The sequence below is a fragment of the Streptomyces sp. NPDC014882 genome (assembly GCF_043081325.1).
Taxonomy (GTDB): domain Bacteria; phylum Actinomycetota; class Actinomycetes; order Streptomycetales; family Streptomycetaceae; genus Streptomyces.
Genome location: NZ_JBIBWL010000012.1, coordinates 200,569 through 219,761 on the forward strand (window position 1 = coordinate 200,569; position 19,193 = coordinate 219,761).

Here is a 19,193-nt window from a genome sequence, read left to right on the forward strand (position 1 = left end):
CAGGTGCGGCCACCCAGGGGGCGTGTCAGTCGTGGCGGGGGCCCTGGCCGGGCGGCGGAGTGAGGGTGGAACGGTAGGTACCGGACTCGCCCTCGGTGAGTGGGTTCTCCAGGGTCAGACCGGCAGCGGCCATGCGGTCGTACTCGGCGAGGATCAGACGCTTGGTGCGGTACTCGCCGTGCGCCTTCACGTCGTTGTCACGGGTGACGTTGAAGGTGTCCAGGATGTAGGCCGTGTCGTCACGGTCGATCCCGTAGAGGTGGAAGAAGAGGGCATCCAACTCGGCCCGGATCACGGCGCGGCGGTTCTCGTCCCAGCGGAAAGGGGTGCCGGTGTCACCTAGGTCGCGGGCGAAGGCGGCCATGTCGTTCGCGGTGTAGGTGAGTTCGAGAAGGCGAGAGGTGATGAAGGGGGCATGGGGGGAGAGCATGTTGGGGGTCGGAACTGGCAGCTGGTGCACGTAGCCGAAGCTGAGGTGAGTGCCGCCGATCTTCTGGCGGACTGCGTAGTCGCAGGCCATGGAGGAGAACACGGCGCTGAGGAGTGGCGCGTGCCCGGTAGCGGTGGGAAATGCCAGAGGGAATGGGTGCCCGAAGCCGTGGGCAGGGGCGACGGAGCAGATCATTGTGCGCTCATCGCTCGCGCGGCAGATGTCGCGCCAGCCCATCACCCACTCCCGGTCCCACCCCCGGGCTGACAGGCGGCTGCGAACGCCAGGTGCTTTGATCTCTTTGCCGGATTTATCGAACACGCCGGTGGGAGTGTCCTGTTCAGAGACCCAGTAGCGAGGTAGCGGGACAGCCGTTGGGTCCTGGTGTTGTTCCAGGGCGAAACGGGGGAGGGTGCCGACGGCGAGTTGCTTCTCGGTTGCGTTCTCGTATGTCGAGAAGCGGTGGTCGTAGTGGTGAAGCATCTTCGCCTCGTACAGCGGAAGCATGCGTGCTCCAGCCTTGACGAAAGTGTTGCTTTCTGGACGCCAGCCATCAGCGATGAGGTCTTCACGGGTGCGGAACTTGTCCGAGTCCGTGTTCATCATGATCATGAGCTGGAATTTCACATCCCACGGGTTGCCGTCTGTGGCGCCTTCCTTGAGTAGGACCGGGACACGTCGGTAGATACCCAGTGTGATCTCCATGTCGCGGCGGGAGCGGAAGACGGGGCAGGTTCCGGTGTTTGGGTTGAGGATCTGGATGTCCTGGCCCGTCAGAAGGTAGGAGCGCTCCGGAATTTGCCCAGTCTGGCGGACCCGGAAGGCAATGGAGATCGGCTCCTCGGGGGATCCGGAGCCTGCCATGCAGAACAGGGAAAAATTCACGCTGTGATGGACGCCTGGGAAGACCTTCTCCTCGTTCTCGAAGCTATACAGCGCGACCAGGTGGCCCCGGGTCACAAGGTCCTTGAAGAAGTATTGGTTGAAGGAGTCTGTGGCGATGCCCGAGGGTACAATCTGGCCGCTACGTCCTTGAGGGGCCATGGCGGTGCGAGCGTGTTCTGTGAAGAGTGAATACGTATTGAGTCGCCCAAAGGCTGTCAGAGGGAACCGCCCAGAGGCATGTGCGAAATGCTTGAACCCGTCGTTCTTGCGCTGCTCCTCCTTGAAGCTCGCGTGCAACTCAGGGTCCTCTGTGGCCAGCAGGTTGATTTTCTTGTTGCGGGCCGTCATGTTCGCTGCCTCAGCGATGTCCGCTCGCTTCGCTGCGAAGAACTCGCGTGCATCAACCTGAACTTGATCCCACGGTGGATTCCCCACCACCGCAGCGAACCCACCGATCCACCCCGTCTCCGGCTGCATGCGCGCCCCCGACTCCGGGACCGCGAACACCTCCGGGAACTCCAAGTGCCAGTGGAAGAACCGGTACTGGTCCCGCAGGCTCAGGATCTCCGCATGCGTGGCGTCCGGCACCGCCGACTGTTCACGCCTCCGCAGCGCACGGAACACCTGGTCGGTCGGCGCTTCCGGCGCCCCCTCCCGCTTCGGCCACACGAACGCCGCACACCACGCATCAGCGGCGTGCAGGTCCTGGACGTACGCCGTCGCCTCGACGTAGGCCCGGTACGCCGACTCCTGCGCCCGCACCTGCTCCAGCGAGTCGGCCGGGGCCGCGGTGATCCGGGCCAGCTCGGCGGCGTACCGGTCATTGCCCGGCAGGACGTCCGTGTCGAACAGCAGCTCGTCCTGGCCGCCGCGCTGGGCCTTGTTCCGCTTGACCAGTCCGGCCGCGTACTTCTTGTCGTCGCCCTCGATCGGCTTGAACGCGTCGTCCGGGACGCCGTCCGCCAGCAGCTTCGGCGTCGCGCCGATCAGGCCGTTGCCGTGCTTGACGTGGGCGTCGAGGAAGCCGAGCGGCTTGCCGGGTTCCAGGGCCTCCAGCCACAGCGAGACCTTCGCCAGTTCCACGGCCATGGGGTTGAGGTCGACGCCGTAGATGCAGCGGGCGACGACCTCGTGCAGGGCGTGCCGCACGGCGTCGACCGTCGGCTCCGGGTTGCGCTCGCGCACCGAGGCCACCCGCTTGGCGATGCGGCGGGCGGAGGCGACGAGGAAGTGCCCGGAGCCGCAGGCCGGGTCGCAGACCGTCAGGGAGAGCAGTTCCGCCACGATGTCGTCGGCCGGGTCGGGGCGGCCGGCCGCCGTGGCGCGCTGCTCGCCGCGCTTGACGGCGTCGTCTATGACCGGGTCGAGGGTCGTGTCCAGCAGGCACTCGATGAGCGAGGACGGGGTGTAGTAACTGCCCGTCGTCTTGCGGCTGTTGCCCGCGACCTCGATCAGCTCGAAGCTGCGGTCCGTGACGGAGTGCTTGGGCTCCAGCTCCAGCAGGGACTCGTAGACCGAGCCCAGTTCCTCGGCGTCCAGGTGGCGGTAGTCGACGGAGCGCCAGCGGCGGGCGCCCGGGTCGCGGACCTGGGCGAGGTGGCGCACGGCGGCGAGCAGCGACTCGTTGGACAGCTTCAGGCCGTCCAGCGGGGCGTCGGCCTCCTTGGGGGAGAACAGGCCGCCGAGGCCCGGCAGGCCCAGCTCCGGACGGCCGCCCTCCGTCCCCAGCGCGTCGAGGACGATCCGCAGGGCCTCGTACTGGTCGCCGTGGGCCGTGCCCTGCCGCCGACGGGCCCGTTCGCGCAGCCGCGCCGAGGAGAAGTACCGCTCGTACGCGCCCCGTTCCCGCTCGCCGGCCGCCGGGTCGAGCAGGGCGTCCCGGTCCTCGGCGACGAAGACGAACAGCAGGCGGTAGACGAGCCGCAGCAGGGCGTCCCGGAGGGCCTTCGGGTCGACGTCCTCCCGCAGCCGGACGTTCTCCGGGTGCCGCAGGAACCCGGTGCCGAGCACGGTCAGCGCGTTCTGCACGCCCAGCCGCAGCTGGTCCAGCGCCCGCGCCCCCGACGTGACGGCCTCCGCGCGCCACTTCTCCAGCCAGCACCCCGAAGGCGCCGCCCCCTGCGCCACCTCGAACCGCGACGCGTGCAGCACGCAGTACAGCAGCACGAACTCGCTGAACAGCTCGCCGTCGAAGATGGCTTCCAGGTCGAAGTCGACGTAGGCCGCCGTCGCGAAGGACGACGAGTCGCGCAGCAGGCGCAGCCGGCGGCCGTTGGTGAGGACCGCCCACAGGTGGGCCTCGGTACGGTTGAGGCAGTCCTGGAGCATCGACTGGGCCGGGACCTGACCGGCCGCCGGGCGCTTGTCCAGCTCCTGGTTCCACGGGATCAGGTGGACCAGGGCCGGGCCGTGGCGGTGGGAGACCGGGAAGCGCTTCTCCGGGTCGGAGTCGGCCGGGACGCCCGCCGTGCCGACCTCCGTCAGCGCGCCGAAGTCCAGCTTGCGGAACAGCTGGGCCAGCCAGTCGGTGCCGGCCCGGCCGGTGGGGTCGGCGGCGGGGGCGCCCGTGGCCGGGTCGGAGGGCAGGGCGGTGCGCAGGTCGCGCCAGAGCGGCTTGAGGTACTCCCAGGCGCGCTCGGCCTCGTCCCGTACGGGCACCGAGGCGGGCAGGCCGTAGTCGGCGGGCCGGGTGCCCGGCAGGTTCCGCGCCTCGGCGACGCGCAGCAGCATGTCGGCGGGGAGCAGCCCGCCGACCGTGGTGACGGCGGTGAAGGCCAGGGCGGTGCGGGTGGCGGCGGACATCAGGCTTCGGCTCCGGAGGCGAGGGGAACGGACTGCTGCGGCAGGTAGACGTACACGCCGAGGACGTCGGCGGGCTCCTGCGGGACGACCTTCAGGCCGCGGACGATCTCCTCGTTGGCCTTGCGCACCCGGCGGTGCGAGGCGTCGAGTTCGGCGGCCAGGCGGGTGCCGTACTCGGCGAGGCGGTCGGCCAGGTCCGGCAGGGCGCCCAGGTCGCGGCCGATCTGGTTGCGGGCCGCCTGCTCGTGGGTGTTGGCGGTGGCGCGGGCCGCGAGGAGGGCCGCGGCCCGGTCGTCGTCCAGCCAGCGGGCGCGCTGCGGCAGGCCCTCGTAGGCGAGCAGGCGGGCGTCCTCGGCGACGACCTGCCGCTCGCCGGTGCGCGACGGCAGGGTGAGGTGGAAGCGGTAGCGGACCAGCAGGAGCGTGGTGCGGACGGTGACCGCGTCCGTGGTGACCACGCCGCAGCGGCGGGCCGGGCGGGGGCCGAGGGCCTTGGCGTCCAGCGCCGAGTCCAGGACGTAGGAGGCGACGGCGCCGATCGCCGGGTCGGTGCGGACCAGGGCGGCCTCGCCGCGGCCGATCGCCGGGGTGGTGCGGAACGGGATCGCGCGGTCCTCCTCGACGAGCCGGTTGCCCAGCGTCGCCGCGAGCGCGTCGCGCAGGCCCGCCGGGGTGCCGCCGACCTGCGCGGTGAAGTCGCCGCTGCCGTCGCGCGGGTCGCGCACCAGGGCGTCCAGGTCGCGCAGCGCCTCCAGGGCGAACTCGCGGACCTCCTCCGCGCCGCCGAGCGCGGCCCGCACGGCGACCACCTCGCGGGCCACCTCCTCCGGGTGGATCGCGCGCTGGGCGTACTTGGAGCGGGACGTCTTCTCCCGCTCGGCGGCCGAACTCCACTCGCGGTCGATGCGGTCGAAGGACTCCTGGTGGCCGTCCATCTCGAACAGGCTCTCCTGGCTGCCCTGCCGCCCGTGCAGCAGCAGCCACTCCACGACGGCGTCGGTGACGCCGGAGGCGGTCTCGTCGGGCACGGAGACGGAGATGCCCAGGTCCTTCTTGATCTGCCGGTGCTTCTCGAACAGCACCTCCAGGACCTTGCCGTCGATGCCGTTGTCCTCGCCGTACATGGTGATGACGCGGACCTGGTCGCGCTTCTGGCCGTAGCGGTCGACGCGGCCCTCGCGCTGGTCGTGGCGGGTCGGGTTCCAGGCCAGGTCGTAGTGGACGACGGCGTCGAAGTGGTGTTGGAGGTTGACGCCCTCGGACAGGCAGTCGGTGGCGATCAGCACGCGGCGGGCGGCCGGGTCGTCGCCCTCCTCGGCGGCCTCGGCGGCGAGCTGCTCGATCCGCTCCAGGCGCTGCTGCGGGGAGAGGGTGCCGGTCACCGCGGCGATCCGCGTCTTCCTGCCGAGCTTGCCGTCGAGCTGCTCGGCGAGGTACTCGGCGGTGGGGATGTAGCGGCAGAAGACGATCGGGTGGTAGCCCTCGGCGATCAGGGCCTTCAGGTGCCGGGTCAGCGCCTTCAGCTTCGCGTCCTCCGCCGGGCCGGTCAACTGCTCGGCCCGCCGGGCGAGTTCGAGGAGGCGGGCGCCCGCGTCCTCCGACTCGGCGGCGCCGGGGGCGACGTCCATGCCCTCCAGGCGGTCGTTGTCGGCGGAGTCGGCGGCCACCGGGGCGCCCAGCACGTCCGCCTCGTGCGCGGTGCGGGCGGCGGCGGACTCGGAGCGGGTCTTGAGGGTCTGCGCGGCGGCGGCCGGGGAGGACACCATCGAGCGCAGCAGCGCGATCACCGACCACCAGGCGATGCGGGCCTCCCTCCGGCCCTGCTCGCCGGCCGCCGCCACGCGGTCGCGGGCGTAGGCGATGGCGTCGTCCAGCAGCGCCCGGTAGGCGGGCGTCAGCTTGTACGGCTCGTCCTTCGTCCAGCGGTCGGAGGGGAACGCGGTCCGCTCGGCGAGGGAGTCGTCGGCGAGGCCGTCCTCCTCCTTGGTGAGGTAGGTGCGCACGTCGGCGCGCTTGCGGGCCACGAAGTGCTCGGCGAGCCTCGCCCGGCCCGCCTGCGTCTCCAGGTCCAGCGTCGCCAGCTCCGGGCGCACCAGGCCCAGCAGGTTGCGGAACGCGGACTCCTTGCCCGAGTGCGGGGTCGCCGTCAGCAGCAGCAGGTGGCGGTCGGCGTCGGCGGAGACCCTGCGCAGCAGCTCGTAGCGCAGCTGGTTCGTCGCGGACGACCCGCCGCCCTGCGCGGGGTCGTCGGCGGCCACGCAGGTGTGCGCCTCGTCGACGATCACCAGGTCGGGGCAGTGCCGTACGAAGTCCTCGCGGTGGCGGGTCGACTTGATGAAGTCCGTCGAGATGATCGTGAACGGGTGCCGGTCGAACAGGGACTGGCCCAGCTCCAGGTCGCGCTCCAGGCGCGTCACCGTGGAGGCCAGCACCAGTTCGGCGTCGATGCCGAACTTCTCCCGCAGCTCGCCCTGCCACTGCTCGGCCAGCGCCGGGGAGCACAGCACCGCCAGCCGGGTCGCCTCGCCCTGCGCGAGCAGCTCCTTGGCGATCAGGCCCGCCTCGACCGTCTTGCCGATGCCGACGTCGTCCGAGATCAGCAGCCGCACCGTGCGCTGCCGCAGCGCCATCAGCAGCGGCACCAGCTGGTAGGCGCGCGGCTCCACGGCGATCGACGCCAGCGAACGGAACGGGCCCGCGCCCGACCGGAACCCGATGCGCAGGGCCGTACGCAGCAGACCGGCCGCGCGCTGGTCGCCCAGGTCGTCCGCGCTCGGCGCCGCGAACTCGGCGGGGCGCACCTCCTCGAAGGCGGGGAAGACGGCCGCGACGTCGTCCTCGCTCCCGCCCAGCGGGCGCAGCACCAGCATGTCGGCGGCGCTCTCGGGCAGCACCACCCATTCGCGGCCACGGGCCGCCACCAGCGAGCCGGCGGTGTACGTGAGGCTCATGAGATGTCTCGGTTCCTAGAAGTCACGAAGGGGCGGGGCGGGGCGGGGCAGGGCGCGGGGCGGAGCGGTCAGCGGAGGCGGAAGTAGCCGGCATGGCGGTCGACGACGGCGTCCCAGTCCGCGTCCGCGGGGAAGCGCACGACGTCCCAGCCCGCCTCCTCCAGGCGGTAGCCGGCCTCGACGTCACGGGTGGGGTCGGCCGGGCGGCCGGGCAGGTCGACGAACACGGCGAGGCTGGCGCCGTCCAGGCGGAAGACGAGGTCGGGACGCGCACCGGCCGCGTCGACGAGGACGTCGACCGCGTCCGGCAGCCGGTGGCCCTTCGCCCGCAGCCAGCCGAGCAGGTCGCCCCGCGCGACGAGCGCCGCGAGGTCCGCCTCCACCGGGGTCGGCGCGGCCGCCGCCGTGCCGCCGGGCGCGGTACCGGGTGTGGCCCCGGCCCCGGCCTCGGGGGCGAGCCTGCGGAACCGCTCGCTGCGGGACTCGCCGCGGTCCTCCCGCTCGGTGCGGGCGCCGGCCAGGCTCAGCAGCAGCGGGCGGGCGGCGTGCCGGCTCAACTGGCGGTGGTGCCCCTGGTTGCCGTACGTCAGCAGACAGGCGTAGCAGCCGCGGGCGCACCTCTCGCCGTCCGCCGGACCGCCCAGGTCCTCGCCGGTGTCCGGGTCGAAGTGGCAGATCTCCAGGGCCGTGCGGGCGGCCCTCGCCAGGGCGTCCCTCTCGTGCTGGACGCGGCGCAGCACACCGGCGCCGCCCTCCGCGGCCTCCGTGAGCAGCAGGCGGCGGCGCGGACCGTCGTCCGGCGGCAGCAGCTCCGCCGTCAGCTCGGAGTCCTCCAGCTCGAACGCCGCCTCCACGCCCCGCTCCAGCGCGTACAGGAACGACAGCGCCACCGGCTCCGGCTGCGGCTCGTCCAGGGTGACCACCAGGATGTTGCGGCGGTCCTCCACGTACGGCAGGACGCGCTTCTTGCGGCGCTTCTCGTTGCCGTCCTCGTCGACCACCGGCATGCCGGTGCCCTCGATGGCGTCCGCGGCGGCCCGGTCGTTCAGCCAGCGGCCGTCGCCCAGGTCCAGCCAGTAGCCGTCCGGCTCGCCCTCCTTGTCGCGCACCCGGCCCAGGTTGGTGATGCGCACGGTCGCCGAGTCGCCGTAGTCCAGGTCCAGGACGGGCGCGCCGTCGGCGTCCGTGACGTGCGAGGTGAGACGGCCCCTGCGGGCACCGTGGTCCTGGAACGCGTACGACGTCTCCAGGCGGAAACCGGCCCGGCGGCGCTCCTCCTCGTCGGAGGAGATCCGCTCCCGCGGCGTGGTGTACACCGTGTGCAGGTGCAGCAGGCCGGTGCGCTTGCCCCGCAGCGACTCGCCGCACATCACGCAGACGTCGGAGCCGGCCCTGACGTCGTAGTGGTAGCCGCAGCCGTCGCACCGCCTCGCCTCCGCCGTCGCCAGGTCGCCCGAGGCGTCCGGCGGCAGCTGGACCCGCGTGACCTGGTAGCGGGCGCCCTCGTGGTAGATGAGCGCGCCGGGGCCGAACTCGCGGATCGCCAGGAACCGGGGCCGCTGGAGGTAGTCCCCGTCGGCGTTGCGGCGGTTGCCCGAACGCGGGATGTACGCGGCCAGCGGCAGCCGCGGGAAGCTGTAGCCGGGCAGGAAGCCCTCGGACGCCAGGTAGCGGTACGGATTGAAGTCGCTCATCACCGACTTGCTGTCGGCGGAGCGGTTCAGCAGCAGGTTCGTCTGCGTCTCCGCCTCCCGGCGGCGGGTGCGCGCCCGGCTCTGCTCGCCGGGGGACAGGGTGTGGTCGACGACCCGCTTGTTCTGCTCGTACTGGTCGATCACGGCCGCCCGGAACAGCTGGCGCCACCGCTCGAAGGCGGCGTCGAACTCCCGCGGGGCCCGCTCGATCCGGTCCTCGATCCACTCGTCGTACCACCAGGTGGTCGACGCGAAGTCCGCGACCAGCGGCGCGAGGACCCTGCGGGCGGCGGCGGCCGCGCGCCGGCGGGCGTCCTCGTCCAGCGACAGGTCGCGCACGTCCGGCAGGAGCGGCAGCGGCATGTGCGGGTCGGGCCGGTCGCCGCCGTCGGGGTCGTAGGCGACGTCCACGACGTCCGGGATCGCGGTGCCGAGCCGCATGCCGGTCTCCGCCAGCCAGATGCCCTGGAGGTGGGAGCGGACCAGGTCCTCGTTGGCGAGGTCCAGGCGCGGCGGGGCCACCTGCCCCGCCACCATGTCCTGGGAACGGCGGAAGTAGTACTGGTCGTGGCTGTTGCCGGTCGCGCAGTACGTCGTCACCAGCGCGGGCTGCCCCGAGCGGCCCGCCCGGCCCGAGCGCTGCGCGTAGTTCGCCGGCGTCGGCGGCACGTTGCGCATCATCACCGCGTTGAGCGAGGAGATGTCCACGCCCAGCTCCATCGTCGGCGAGCAGTACAGCAGGGGCAGTTCGGCGGCGCGGAACTGCCGCTCGCGCTCCAGCCGGTCCTCCGGCGTGACCTGCGCGGTGTGCTCCCGCGCGAACATGCCCGCCAGCTCGGCGGCCGCGGTGCGGTACAGGTCGCGGAAGAACGGGTTGACGCGCGGGCCCTCGCCGCTGCTGTAGGTGCGCGCCAGCGGGTCGACCGCGCCCCGCTCGCCGTCGCCGGCCCGCCAGACCAGCGAGGCGGCCGCCACCCGGTAGCCGGTGCGCTGCTGCGCCGCGCGGCGCCGGAAGGCCGGACCCGAGTGCTCGGGGACCGCCTCCACCTCGCGCACCAGCTCCGCCTCCTTCAGCACCTCCAGCAGGTCCTCGATGACCTTCTGGACGTCGTCCAGCGACATCTCCGGTGCGCGCAGCTCGGGCATGTTCCGCTTCAGGTACTTGCCGAACTTGCCGCGCGCCGACAGGAACAGCGCGGAGCGCTCCATGCCGGGGCGTGAGGCGTAGGGGTAGGCGGTCCCCACGGCCGGCCGGTCGCTCTCGCTCAGCACCCACGGCCCGGTGAGCCGCTCCTCACTGGCCCGCAGGAGCGTGTCGAAGTCGTCGCGGAAGTACTGCACGTCGACGGCCAGGGCCCGCCGCATGTGGTCGAGCAGCGTATGGGTGATCTCCTTGCGCAACGCCGGATCGGCGTCGCGTAGCACGGCGTGGGTGGACTCCCAGTACGCGGTGTCGGCGGCGATCCAGTCCAGGTCCTCGTAGTCGATCCGCAGCAGCCCCGTCTGCTCCAGGTTCGGCATCGTGATGCGCCAGCCGCGCTCCAGGTCGCGGTAGAGGCGGTACCCGACCACGTCCCGGAAGGCCTTCGCCGCCCGCCGCTCCATCGACGGAGCCAGGCGCGCTCCGGTCGCGTACTCGCGGGGCGCCAGGCCCATCACCTCGGTGACGGCCTCGGCGAGGTCGTCGTGGCGCAGCCCCTCCTCGCCCGCCCGCAGCGCCGCCTGGTACAGGGCGCCGCGCAACTGGGTCACCTGGGCGAAGTCGTTGAAGTGCCCGGCCTGGAGCGAGGCGTCCTGCCGGTTGTCGACGAAGGTCAGGAGCTTGCGCGCCTCCTTGCCGAGGCTCTCCTCCGGCACCGCCCGCAGCGACTTCACGATCGACGCGGAGATCAGCGAGGTCGCCGAGGAACGCCCCTCCTGGTCCAGCGTGGCCAGCTTGGCGAAGTCCCGGCCGCGGGTCTGCTCGTAGGAGACCTGGCAGTGCACGCAGAACAGGAACGGCGCGGGCACGAACGCCGCCACCAGGCCCTCGTCCGACTCGGCGCCGTGGGCGTCCACGACGACGCGCCTGGGCACGCGGGGCCGGTAGGACTTCCTGACGGCCATCACGCCCTGCGCGTCGGGCTCCAGCCACGACTCCGGCAGCCGCCGGTCGTCCACCGCCTTCCGCGGATCGGCCGGCCACTCGTAGTCCTGCCCGGGCATGCCCAGGTACAGGTAGCCCTCGCCCTCGCGGCCCCCGGAGGCGGAGGTGTCCCGGCGCGGCTCGTACCGGAACGCGCCGCCCTCCTCCGTCCGCCACACGGTCAGGTACTCCTGGCCGCACTCGCGGCAGAACGCCAGCGGGAACAGCGGCTTGCCGCCGCTGTCGGGCTGCTCCAGCTGGTAGGTGCGCGTCAGCGGCCGGGTGAGCGGGTCCTCCAGCGTCGTGTAGACGGTGTCGCCCTTGGAGAGGAACTGGTGCAGCCTAAACGCGAACAGCGGCCGCTCCGTCACCGGGTGCTTGGCCTGCGCGCCCGCCTCCAGGGTCGCCCGGATCGCCTCGCGCACGCTGTCCTCCGCCACCCCGGAGGCGGCGGCCAGCTCGGCCGCCGCCTCCTCGACGGTGTCCGGGGGGCAGCGGCGCAGCCGCCCGGTGCCCTCCTCGCGCTCCAGACCGAACCGCGACTCCACCCAGCGCGCCAGCGGGTCCTTCGTCAGCGCGTCGTACGAGCGGGGCGCCGCCGGCACCCGCAGCCGCTCGGCGGACACGGTCTCCGGCGCCTCGTCGGTCGCCCGGACCAGGGTCTCGCCGATGACCCGCTTCGGCAGCACCGTCGTACCGAACAGCCGCCCGGCGACCCGGGCCACCTCGCGCCGCTGGTCCTCCCAGGAGCCCTCGGTGGACATGGTCGCCGAGGTGCCGATGCACTGCAGGGTCGCCGACGCCCGGCAGGCCTCGCGGACCCGGCGGATCAGGAACGCCACGTCCGCGCCCTGCCGGCCCCGGTAGGTGTGCAGCTCGTCGAAGACGAGGAACTGCAGCCCCTCGGCCATGCGGATCAGGCTGGTCCGGTCGTCCGGCCGGGTCAGCATCAGCTCCAGCATCACGTAGTTGGTCAGCAGGATGTCCGGGGGGTTCCTGCGCAGCTCGCGGCGCTCCTCGGTGGACTCCTGACCGGTGTAGCGGGCGAAGGTGACCGGCTCGCGGCCCTTGCCGAAACCGTGCCGCAGGTACTTCTCCAGCTCGCCGAGCTGCGAGTTGGCCAGCGCGTTCATCGGGTAGACGACGATCGCCCGCACCCGGCCCCCGGCGTCCGGCCCCGCCGCCTGGCGCTCCTTCAGCACCCGGTCGACGATCGGCACGATGTACGCCAGCGACTTGCCGGAACCGGTGCCGGTGGTGAGGACGTAGGAGTCGCCCGCCTGCGCGGCCTCGATCGCCTGCCGCTGGTGCAGGTGGAAGGTCAGCGGCCGGCCGTCCGGGCGCGGCGAGGCCTCCTTCTTGCCGGCCTGGAAGATCTCCGCGCACCTCGGGTGCAGCACGCCGTCCCGCACGAGGTCGGTGACCTGCCCGCCGTCGGCGAAGAACGGGTTCAGCGACAGCCACGGGTCCGGCCACTGCGACTTCGCCGCCAGGTCATCCGCGACAAAACCCTCGATCCGGGCGTCCCGGATCACCGTCGCGCTCCGGGTGAAGCTCTCGTACTCGCCGATCAGGTCGGCGTGGATGCCGAAGACGTCCATCGACTCGGGCAGGCGCGGCTCCCGGCGCGGCACGGGCACCGGCGCGGCCGGGGTGCGCTCGGGGAGCAGGGCGCGCAGCCGCGCCACCGGGTCCGTCACCCGCCAGTGCGGGGACAGCAGGGCGGCCGTGTCGTCCGGGGCGAGCGCGAGCGGGATCAGGACCTCGCGGACCATCGCGGCGTTCTCGGGCCGCAGTTCGGCGTCCTTCTCCAGGAGCCGGTCCACCAGCCGCACCAGCCCGGCGGGCAGGTCCGGGCGCACCAGGGTCAGCTGCGGCGGCCGCTCGTGCTGGTGCTGCTCGGAGAGCTCGAAGGGGGTGCGGGCGGAGAACGGCGGCCGGCCCATCAGCAGCTCGTACAGGATGCAGCCGAGCGCGTACAGGTCGGCGGAGGCGGAGACCCGTTCGGCGCGGAACTGCTCGGGCGCCATGTAGCGGGCCGTGCCGACGCTGACGCCGGTGCTGGTCAGCCGCGTCTGGCCGGGGTCGTCGACGATCGAACCCATGCCGAAGTCGAGAATCCTGACGGTGCCGTCGCCGGTCAGCATCACGTTGGCCGGCTTCAGGTCGCGGTGGACGACCCCGGCGGTGTGCGCGGCGGTGAGTCCGGCGGCGATCTGCGCCCCGATCGCGGCGGCCCAGGACACCGGGAGCTGGGGCTCCTCGTCGATGAGGTCCGCGAGCGGATGGCCGTCCAGCAGCTCCATGGCCAGGTAGGGCAGGCCGCTGCCGCCCGGGGCGTCGTCCACGCCGCCGTCGATCAGCAGGGTGAGGTTCGGGTGGCCCTGGGAGAGCATGCGCATGATCCGCACCTCGCGGCGGAAGCGGTCGGTCTCCTTGCCGGCCCCCGAGGTGTCGATGGCGACCCCGGTCCGGCCGCGCAGCAGGGTCTTGACCGCGACCTCCCGGTGCGGGGAGTCCGGGGCGGCCCGGAGGTCCTCGGCCCGGTGGACCTCCCCCATGTTCCCGCGACCCACGATCCCCGTGATCCGGAACCGCCCGCCGACCGTCTCCAGGCCCAAGGCCCCTCCCGTTTCACCCGTCGCACACGGCTGGACACATCCAGCAGCGAGCGTATCCCGTCCCCTGTGACGAGAACGATAGCCCAACCATGCGTTGACGTCGTCAACTGGCTGTGAACTCGCTGCCGGGGATCGGTCCGGTGGCGGCGGTGAACCCTCCGGGCGGACGGGCCGGGGCTCCGGGCGGGCGCACCGAGCCTCCGGCGGGGGATGGGCCGGGTCTTCGGGCGGGCCGGGTCTTCGGCCGGGCCGGGTCTTCGGCCGGGCCGGGTCTCCGGCCGGGCCGAGTTCCTGGCCCGGCCGGAGACGACGCTCGCCGGACTCCGGGAGACCTGTCCCGTGCTGCGGGTCAGGACACCGGCCCGAGCGCGCGGCGACGACCGGCCCGAGCGCGCGGCGACGTCCGTGCCGGGACCACGAGGGGTACGGGGCCGGGCCACCCCGGCCGCGCGGCCACCCGTCCCGTGGGGTCAGCGCCCTGGGCTCACCCGTCCCGCGCGGTCACCCGTCCCGCGCGGTCACCCGTTCCGCGCGGTCACCCGTTCCGCGCGGTCACCCGTTCCGCGGGGTCTCGACCCCGTGGCGGGCGATGACGTTCGCGTACCAGCCCGCGCTCTCCTTGAGCGTGCGCCGCTGGGTGGCGAAGTCGACGTGCACGATGCCGAACCTCTTGCTGTAGCCGTGGGCCCACTCGAAGTTGTCCAGCAGCGACCACAGGAAGTAGCCCCGCACGTCGGCGCCGTCCTCGATCGCCCGGTGCACGGCGGCGAGGTGGCCGTGCAGGTAGGCGACCCGCTCCGGATCGTGGACCCGGCCCGACGGGTCCGCGTAGTCGTCGTACGCCGCGCCGTTCTCCGTGACCATCACCGGCAGGCCCGGCAGGTCGTCGCGCAGGCGGATCAGCAGCTCGTGCAGTCCGTCGGCGTCCACGGGCCAGTCCATGGCGGTCCGGGGCCCCGGCGCGGGCAGGAACCGGACGTGCCGCTCCGCACCGGCCCAGGGCGAGGGCGACTCCGACCGGCCCGCGGCGACGACCGTGGGGGAGTAGTAGTTGATGCCGAGCGAGTCGATCGGCGCCGAAGCGGCCGCGAGGTCTCCGTCCCTCACGAACGACCAGTCGGTGATCGCCGCCGTGTCGCGGACCAGGTCCTCCGGAAGGCGCCCGTGGAAGACGGGGTCGAGGAAGATCCGGTTGCCGACGGCGTCGATCCGGCGGACGGCGTCCAGGTCGGCGGCCGACCGCGTGAGCGGACGCAGGGCGTGGAGGTTGAGCGTCAGGGACACCTCCGCGGCGGGCGGAAGGGCGTCGCGCAGCGCGCGGACCGCGAGGCCGTGGGCGAGGTTGAAGTGGTGGGCCGCGCGCAGGCTGTCGAGGGGGCTGGTGCGGCCCGGGGCGTGCACGCCGTTGCCGTACCCGAGGAAGGCGGCGCACCACGGCTCGTTGAGGGTCGTCCAGGTCCCGACCCGGTCGCCGAGGGCGCCGGCCATGACGGCGGCGTACTCGGCGAAGCGCTGGGCGGTCTCCCGCTCGGGCCAGCCGCCCGCGTCCTCCAGCTCCTGGGGCAGGTCCCAGTGGTAGAGGGTGGCGACCGGCCGGATGCCGGCGTCGAGGAGCTCGTCGACGAGCCGCCGGTAGAAGTCGAGGCCCTTCCGGACGGCGGGGCCGCGTCCGGTGGGCTGCACGCGGGGCCAGGCGACGGAGAAGCGGTAGTCGGTCACCCCGAGGCGGCGCATGAGGGCGACGTCCTCGCTCACGCGGTGGTAGTGGTCGGCGGCTATGTCGCCGGTGTCGCCGTTGCGGACCTTGCCCGGAGTACGGCTGAAGGTGTCCCAGATGGAGGGCGTGCGGCCGTCCTCGGCGGCGGCGCCCTCGATCTGGTAGGCGGCGGTGGCGGTGCCCCACCGGAAACCGTTCGGGAACCGGAGGACGGTCGTGTCGCCGGTGAGTGTGGCTGGTGCGGTCATGGGCTGATGGCTCCGAGGACGAAGGTGAGGGGTGGGGGAGGAGCGGGGAGGCGGCGCTGAGGGGGGCGGGGCCCGGATCCGGACCTGGACCTGGGCCCGGACCTGGGCCCGGAGCCGGACCCGGGCTCAGCCCTTGACGGCTCCCTGCATGATGCCGCCGACGATCTGCCGGCCCAGCAGGCCGAAGACCAGCAGCACCGGAAGGGTGCCGAGGAGCGTGCCCGCCATGATCACGGACTGGTCGTGGACGTAACCGCCGCCCAGTTGGCGAAGCGCCACCTGCACGGTCGGCTCGGACGAGGACAGGGCGATGATCGGCCAGAAGAAGTCGTTCCACGCGGCCATGAAGGTCAGCAGGCCCAGCACGGCCATGCCGGGCCGGGCGATCGGCACCACGATGGACCAGAAGATCCTGGCGGTGGACGCGCCGTCGACCCGGGCCGCCTCGATCAGCTCGTCCGGCAGCGACTGCACCAGGTACTGGCGCATGAAGAACACGCCGAACGCGGAGACCAGGCCGGGCAGGATCACCGCCTGGAGCTGGTTCACCCACTGCAGTTCGGCGATCAGCATGAACAGCGGGATGACGCCCAGCTGCGGCGGGATCATCATCGTGCCCACCGTGATCGCGAGCAGCGCGCCGCGGCCGCGGAAGCGCAGCTTGGCGAAGGCGAACCCGGCGAGCGTGCAGCACAGCACGGTGCCGACGGTGATGGAACCGGACACGATGAACGAGTTCAGCAGCGCCTTGCCGATGTCCGCCTCCTCCAGCACCGCCTCGAAGTTGCGCAGCAGGTGGGGGCCGGGCAGGAGCGACGGCGGGACCTGAGCGAGGTCGGCGTTGGAGCGGCTGGCCGCCACGACGGTCCAGTAGAACGGGAACGCGGAGACCAGGACGGCGACGATCAGGATCGTGTAGGTGAGCCATCCGGCGTGGTGGGTCCGCCCGGCGCGGGACTCGCGGCCCCGGCGGCGCGGCGGCCGCCCGTGACGGGCCGGCGACGTGACCGGCGGGTCGGCGAGTGCGGTCATCGTCCGGCCTCCTTGCGGGAACGACGGTGCGCGAGCAGGGCGTTGACCCCGACGACCACCAGGATGAGCAGGAACATGACCCAGGCGATGGCCGCGGCCCGGCCCAGGTGGAAGAAGCCCCAGCCCTGCTCGTACATGTAGAGGCCGAGGGTCTGGTACTGGTGCGAGATGCCGCCCGAGATCGATCCCTCGAACAGCAGCGGCTCACCGAAGAGCTGCGTCGCCCCGATCGTGGAGACGATCACGGTGAACACGATCGTCGGACGCAGTCCGGGCAGGGTGACGTGGAAGAACTGGCGCCACTTCGACGCCCCGTCCATCTCGGCGGCCTCGTACAGCTCCTGGGGGATGGACTGCATGCCCGCCAGGTAGATCAGGGCGTTGTAGCCGGTCCAGCGCCAGACGACGATGCTGGAGACGGCGATCTGGGAGGCCACGGTCCCGGTCTGCCAGTCGACCGGGCCGATGCCGACGAGTCCGGCCGCGTAGTTGACGAGGCCGAAGTCCCGGCCGAAGAGCTGCGCGAAGACCAGCGTGGCCGCGGCCACGGATGTCGCGTACGGCAGCAGCATCGCCGTGCGCAGGAAGGTCCGCCCGCGGAGCCGGTAGTTGAGCAGGTGCGCGAGGCCGAGGGCCATGGCCAGCTGCGGCACCGTGGACAGGACGCCGATGGTGAACGTGTTGCGCAGCGAGGTCCAGAAGAACTCGTCCGTGAACAGGGCGGTGTAGTTGTCCAGGCCCCGCCACTCCATGGTGCCGGGTGTCTGGAGTTCGACCCGGTAGAGGGACACGAACGCCGTGTAGATCAGCGGGAAGAGGCCGAAGGCGGCGAACAGGGTGAAGAACGGCGCGATGTAGGCGTACGGCGACAGTTTCTGCCAGGCGCGCCGTGCGGGGCCTGGCCGTGCGGGCGGGGAAGCCGGCTTCGACGGAGCCGGGGTCTCGATCGCGGAGAGGGTCACAGGGGCGGCCTTCGGAAGGGAACGGCGGGAGGGGAACGGCGGAGGGAGAACCGCGGAAGGAGAACCGCGGAAGGGGAACGGCGGAGGGAGGACAGCGGAAACGGAAGGGGGACGGCGGCCGTTGGGTCCTCCGCCGCCGCGAGCGAGGCGGACAGCGGCGGCGGAGGAGAAGGGGAGGGCGGGAGACGGGGAGTGTGGAGGAGGGGAAGGCGGAGGAGAGGGGGGAAGGCGGAGGAGGCGGGAGCCCGTGCGCGGGGCGCGGCGGGCTGCCGGGGCGCGGCCCCGGCCGGCCTCAGCCGAGGGTGTTGGCGATGCCCTTCTCGGCGTTCGCCCAGGCGTCCTCGGGGTCGGTGCCCTTGCGCTCCACCTCGCTCAGCGCGTTGGTGATCTGCTGGGCGATGCTCTGGTCGTGCAGACCCAGGACCTGCACGGGCGCCGCCTTGGCCGCGTCACCGAACAGCTTGCCGATCGGGGCGCCGGAGAAGTACGCGTCCGTGGCGTCGGCGACCTGGTCGATGGCACCGGTGCTGGAGGGGAAGTTGCCCTGCTTGCGGAAGAGCTTCACCTGCTGCTCGGGCGCGGTGAGCCACTTGATCAGCTCGTACGCCTCCTTCTTGTGCTCGGCGGCGCGGGGGACGGCGAGGTAGGAGCCGCCCCAGTTGCCGGCGCCGCCGGGCAGCTTGGCGATGTCCCACTTGCCCTTGCCCGCGTCACCGGCCTGGCCCTTGATGTAGCCGAGCATCCAGGCGGGGCAGGGGATGGTGGCGAAGGAGCCGGCGGCGAAGGCCTGGTTCCACTGCGGCGACCACTGGTCGAGTTCGGCGCTCAGCCCGTTCTTCGCCGCTCCCACGGAGCGGTCCCAGGCCTCCCGCAAGGCGGGGTTCTTGTCCCAGATCAGCTCTCCGGACGCGCTGTAGTAGCGCTCCTTCTGCTGCCCGATCATGATCGAGTAGAGACTGCCGATGCTGTCGATCCAGGCGCTCTTGCCGGATGCCTTCGCCTTGTACTTCTTGCCGAGTTCCAGGTAGCCGTCCCAGCTGGACCAGCGCTGTGCGAGCTCCTCGCGGTCGGTGGGCAGGCCGGCCTTCTCGAACAGGTCGGTGCGGTAGCACATGGCCTCGGGTCCCACGTCGGTGCCGAGGCCGAGGACCTCGCCGCTCTTCCCGGTGGCGGCGGCCCACTTGGCCTCGGCGAACTGCCCCTTGAGGGACTCCGCGCCGTACTTCTTCAGGTCCTCGAACTTGTCGGTCTGCTGCTGGGTGACGGTGGCGATCCGGCCCACCTCGATGCCCTGCACGTCCGCGAGGCCGCCGCCGCCGGCGAGGCGGGTCTGGAGCGACTTCCAGTAGTCGGCCTCGTCCTCGGTGTCCGTCTGCTTGATCGTGACGTTCGGGTGCAGCTTCTCGTACTCGGCGTACAGCCCGGCCTCCTTGTAGCCGAAGGAGCCGAAGAGGTCCACGGTGAGAGTGATCCTGCCGTCGGCGGCGTCGGCGGAGTCGGTGTCCGACGAACTGCCGCAGGCGGCGAGCAGAGCCCCGGTCAGGACCACCGCCCCCAGACGGGCGGCGACTTTTCTGGCGGCTCGGGCTGTGGGCATGGGTGGGCTCCTCGACTCGTGGTGCGCTGAGAGCGCTCTTGAGAGCGCTCTCAGCAGTGCGAGTGGAGATTGCCCGGCCGACACGGGCCGCGTCAAGGCTCCGGGCGTGATCGGATCGGTGCTCCGGTC

Annotated in this window: 7 protein-coding genes; all 7 read right to left on the bottom strand. The window is 72.3% G+C overall.

Annotation, left to right across the window (positions count from 1 at the left end):
* Window positions 1–25: 25 nt before the first annotated feature.
* The gene (locus ACF09K_RS25620; protein WP_392247053.1) at window positions 26–4,117 is read right to left on the bottom strand and encodes an Eco57I restriction-modification methylase domain-containing protein; all 4,092 of its coding nucleotides are present in this window, start codon (window positions 4,115–4,117) and stop codon (window positions 26–28) included.
* The gene (locus ACF09K_RS25625; RefSeq protein ID WP_392247055.1) at window positions 4,117–7,068 is read right to left on the bottom strand and encodes a DEAD/DEAH box helicase; all 2,952 of its coding nucleotides are present in this window, start codon (window positions 7,066–7,068) and stop codon (window positions 4,117–4,119) included. Before ACF09K_RS25625 ends, ACF09K_RS25620 begins: the two co-directional genes overlap by 1 nt.
* A 68-nt stretch (window positions 7,069–7,136) precedes the next feature.
* Complete coding sequence (locus ACF09K_RS25630) at window positions 7,137–13,508, bottom strand: protein kinase (protein ID WP_392247057.1); 6,372 nt, start codon at window positions 13,506–13,508, stop codon at window positions 7,137–7,139.
* A 552-nt stretch (window positions 13,509–14,060) separates the two neighbouring features.
* Window positions 14,061–15,473 (bottom strand): GH1 family beta-glucosidase, encoded by a 1,413-nt coding sequence (locus ACF09K_RS25635; RefSeq protein WP_392247059.1) that lies wholly within the window; start codon window positions 15,471–15,473, stop codon window positions 14,061–14,063.
* Window positions 15,474–15,599: 126 nt separating this feature from the next.
* On the bottom strand, window positions 15,600–16,505 hold the full coding sequence (locus ACF09K_RS25640; RefSeq protein ID WP_392247061.1) for a carbohydrate ABC transporter permease: 906 nt from the start codon (window positions 16,503–16,505) through the stop codon (window positions 15,600–15,602).
* On the bottom strand, window positions 16,502–17,452 hold the full coding sequence (locus ACF09K_RS25645; protein WP_392247161.1) for a carbohydrate ABC transporter permease: 951 nt from the start codon (window positions 17,450–17,452) through the stop codon (window positions 16,502–16,504). The genes ACF09K_RS25640 and ACF09K_RS25645 overlap by 4 nt, the downstream gene beginning before the upstream one ends.
* Before the next feature lie 307 nt (window positions 17,453–17,759).
* On the bottom strand, window positions 17,760–19,064 hold the full coding sequence (locus tag ACF09K_RS25650) for an extracellular solute-binding protein (protein ID WP_392247062.1): 1,305 nt from the start codon (window positions 19,062–19,064) through the stop codon (window positions 17,760–17,762).
* Between the last annotated feature and the right edge of the window lie 129 nt (window positions 19,065–19,193).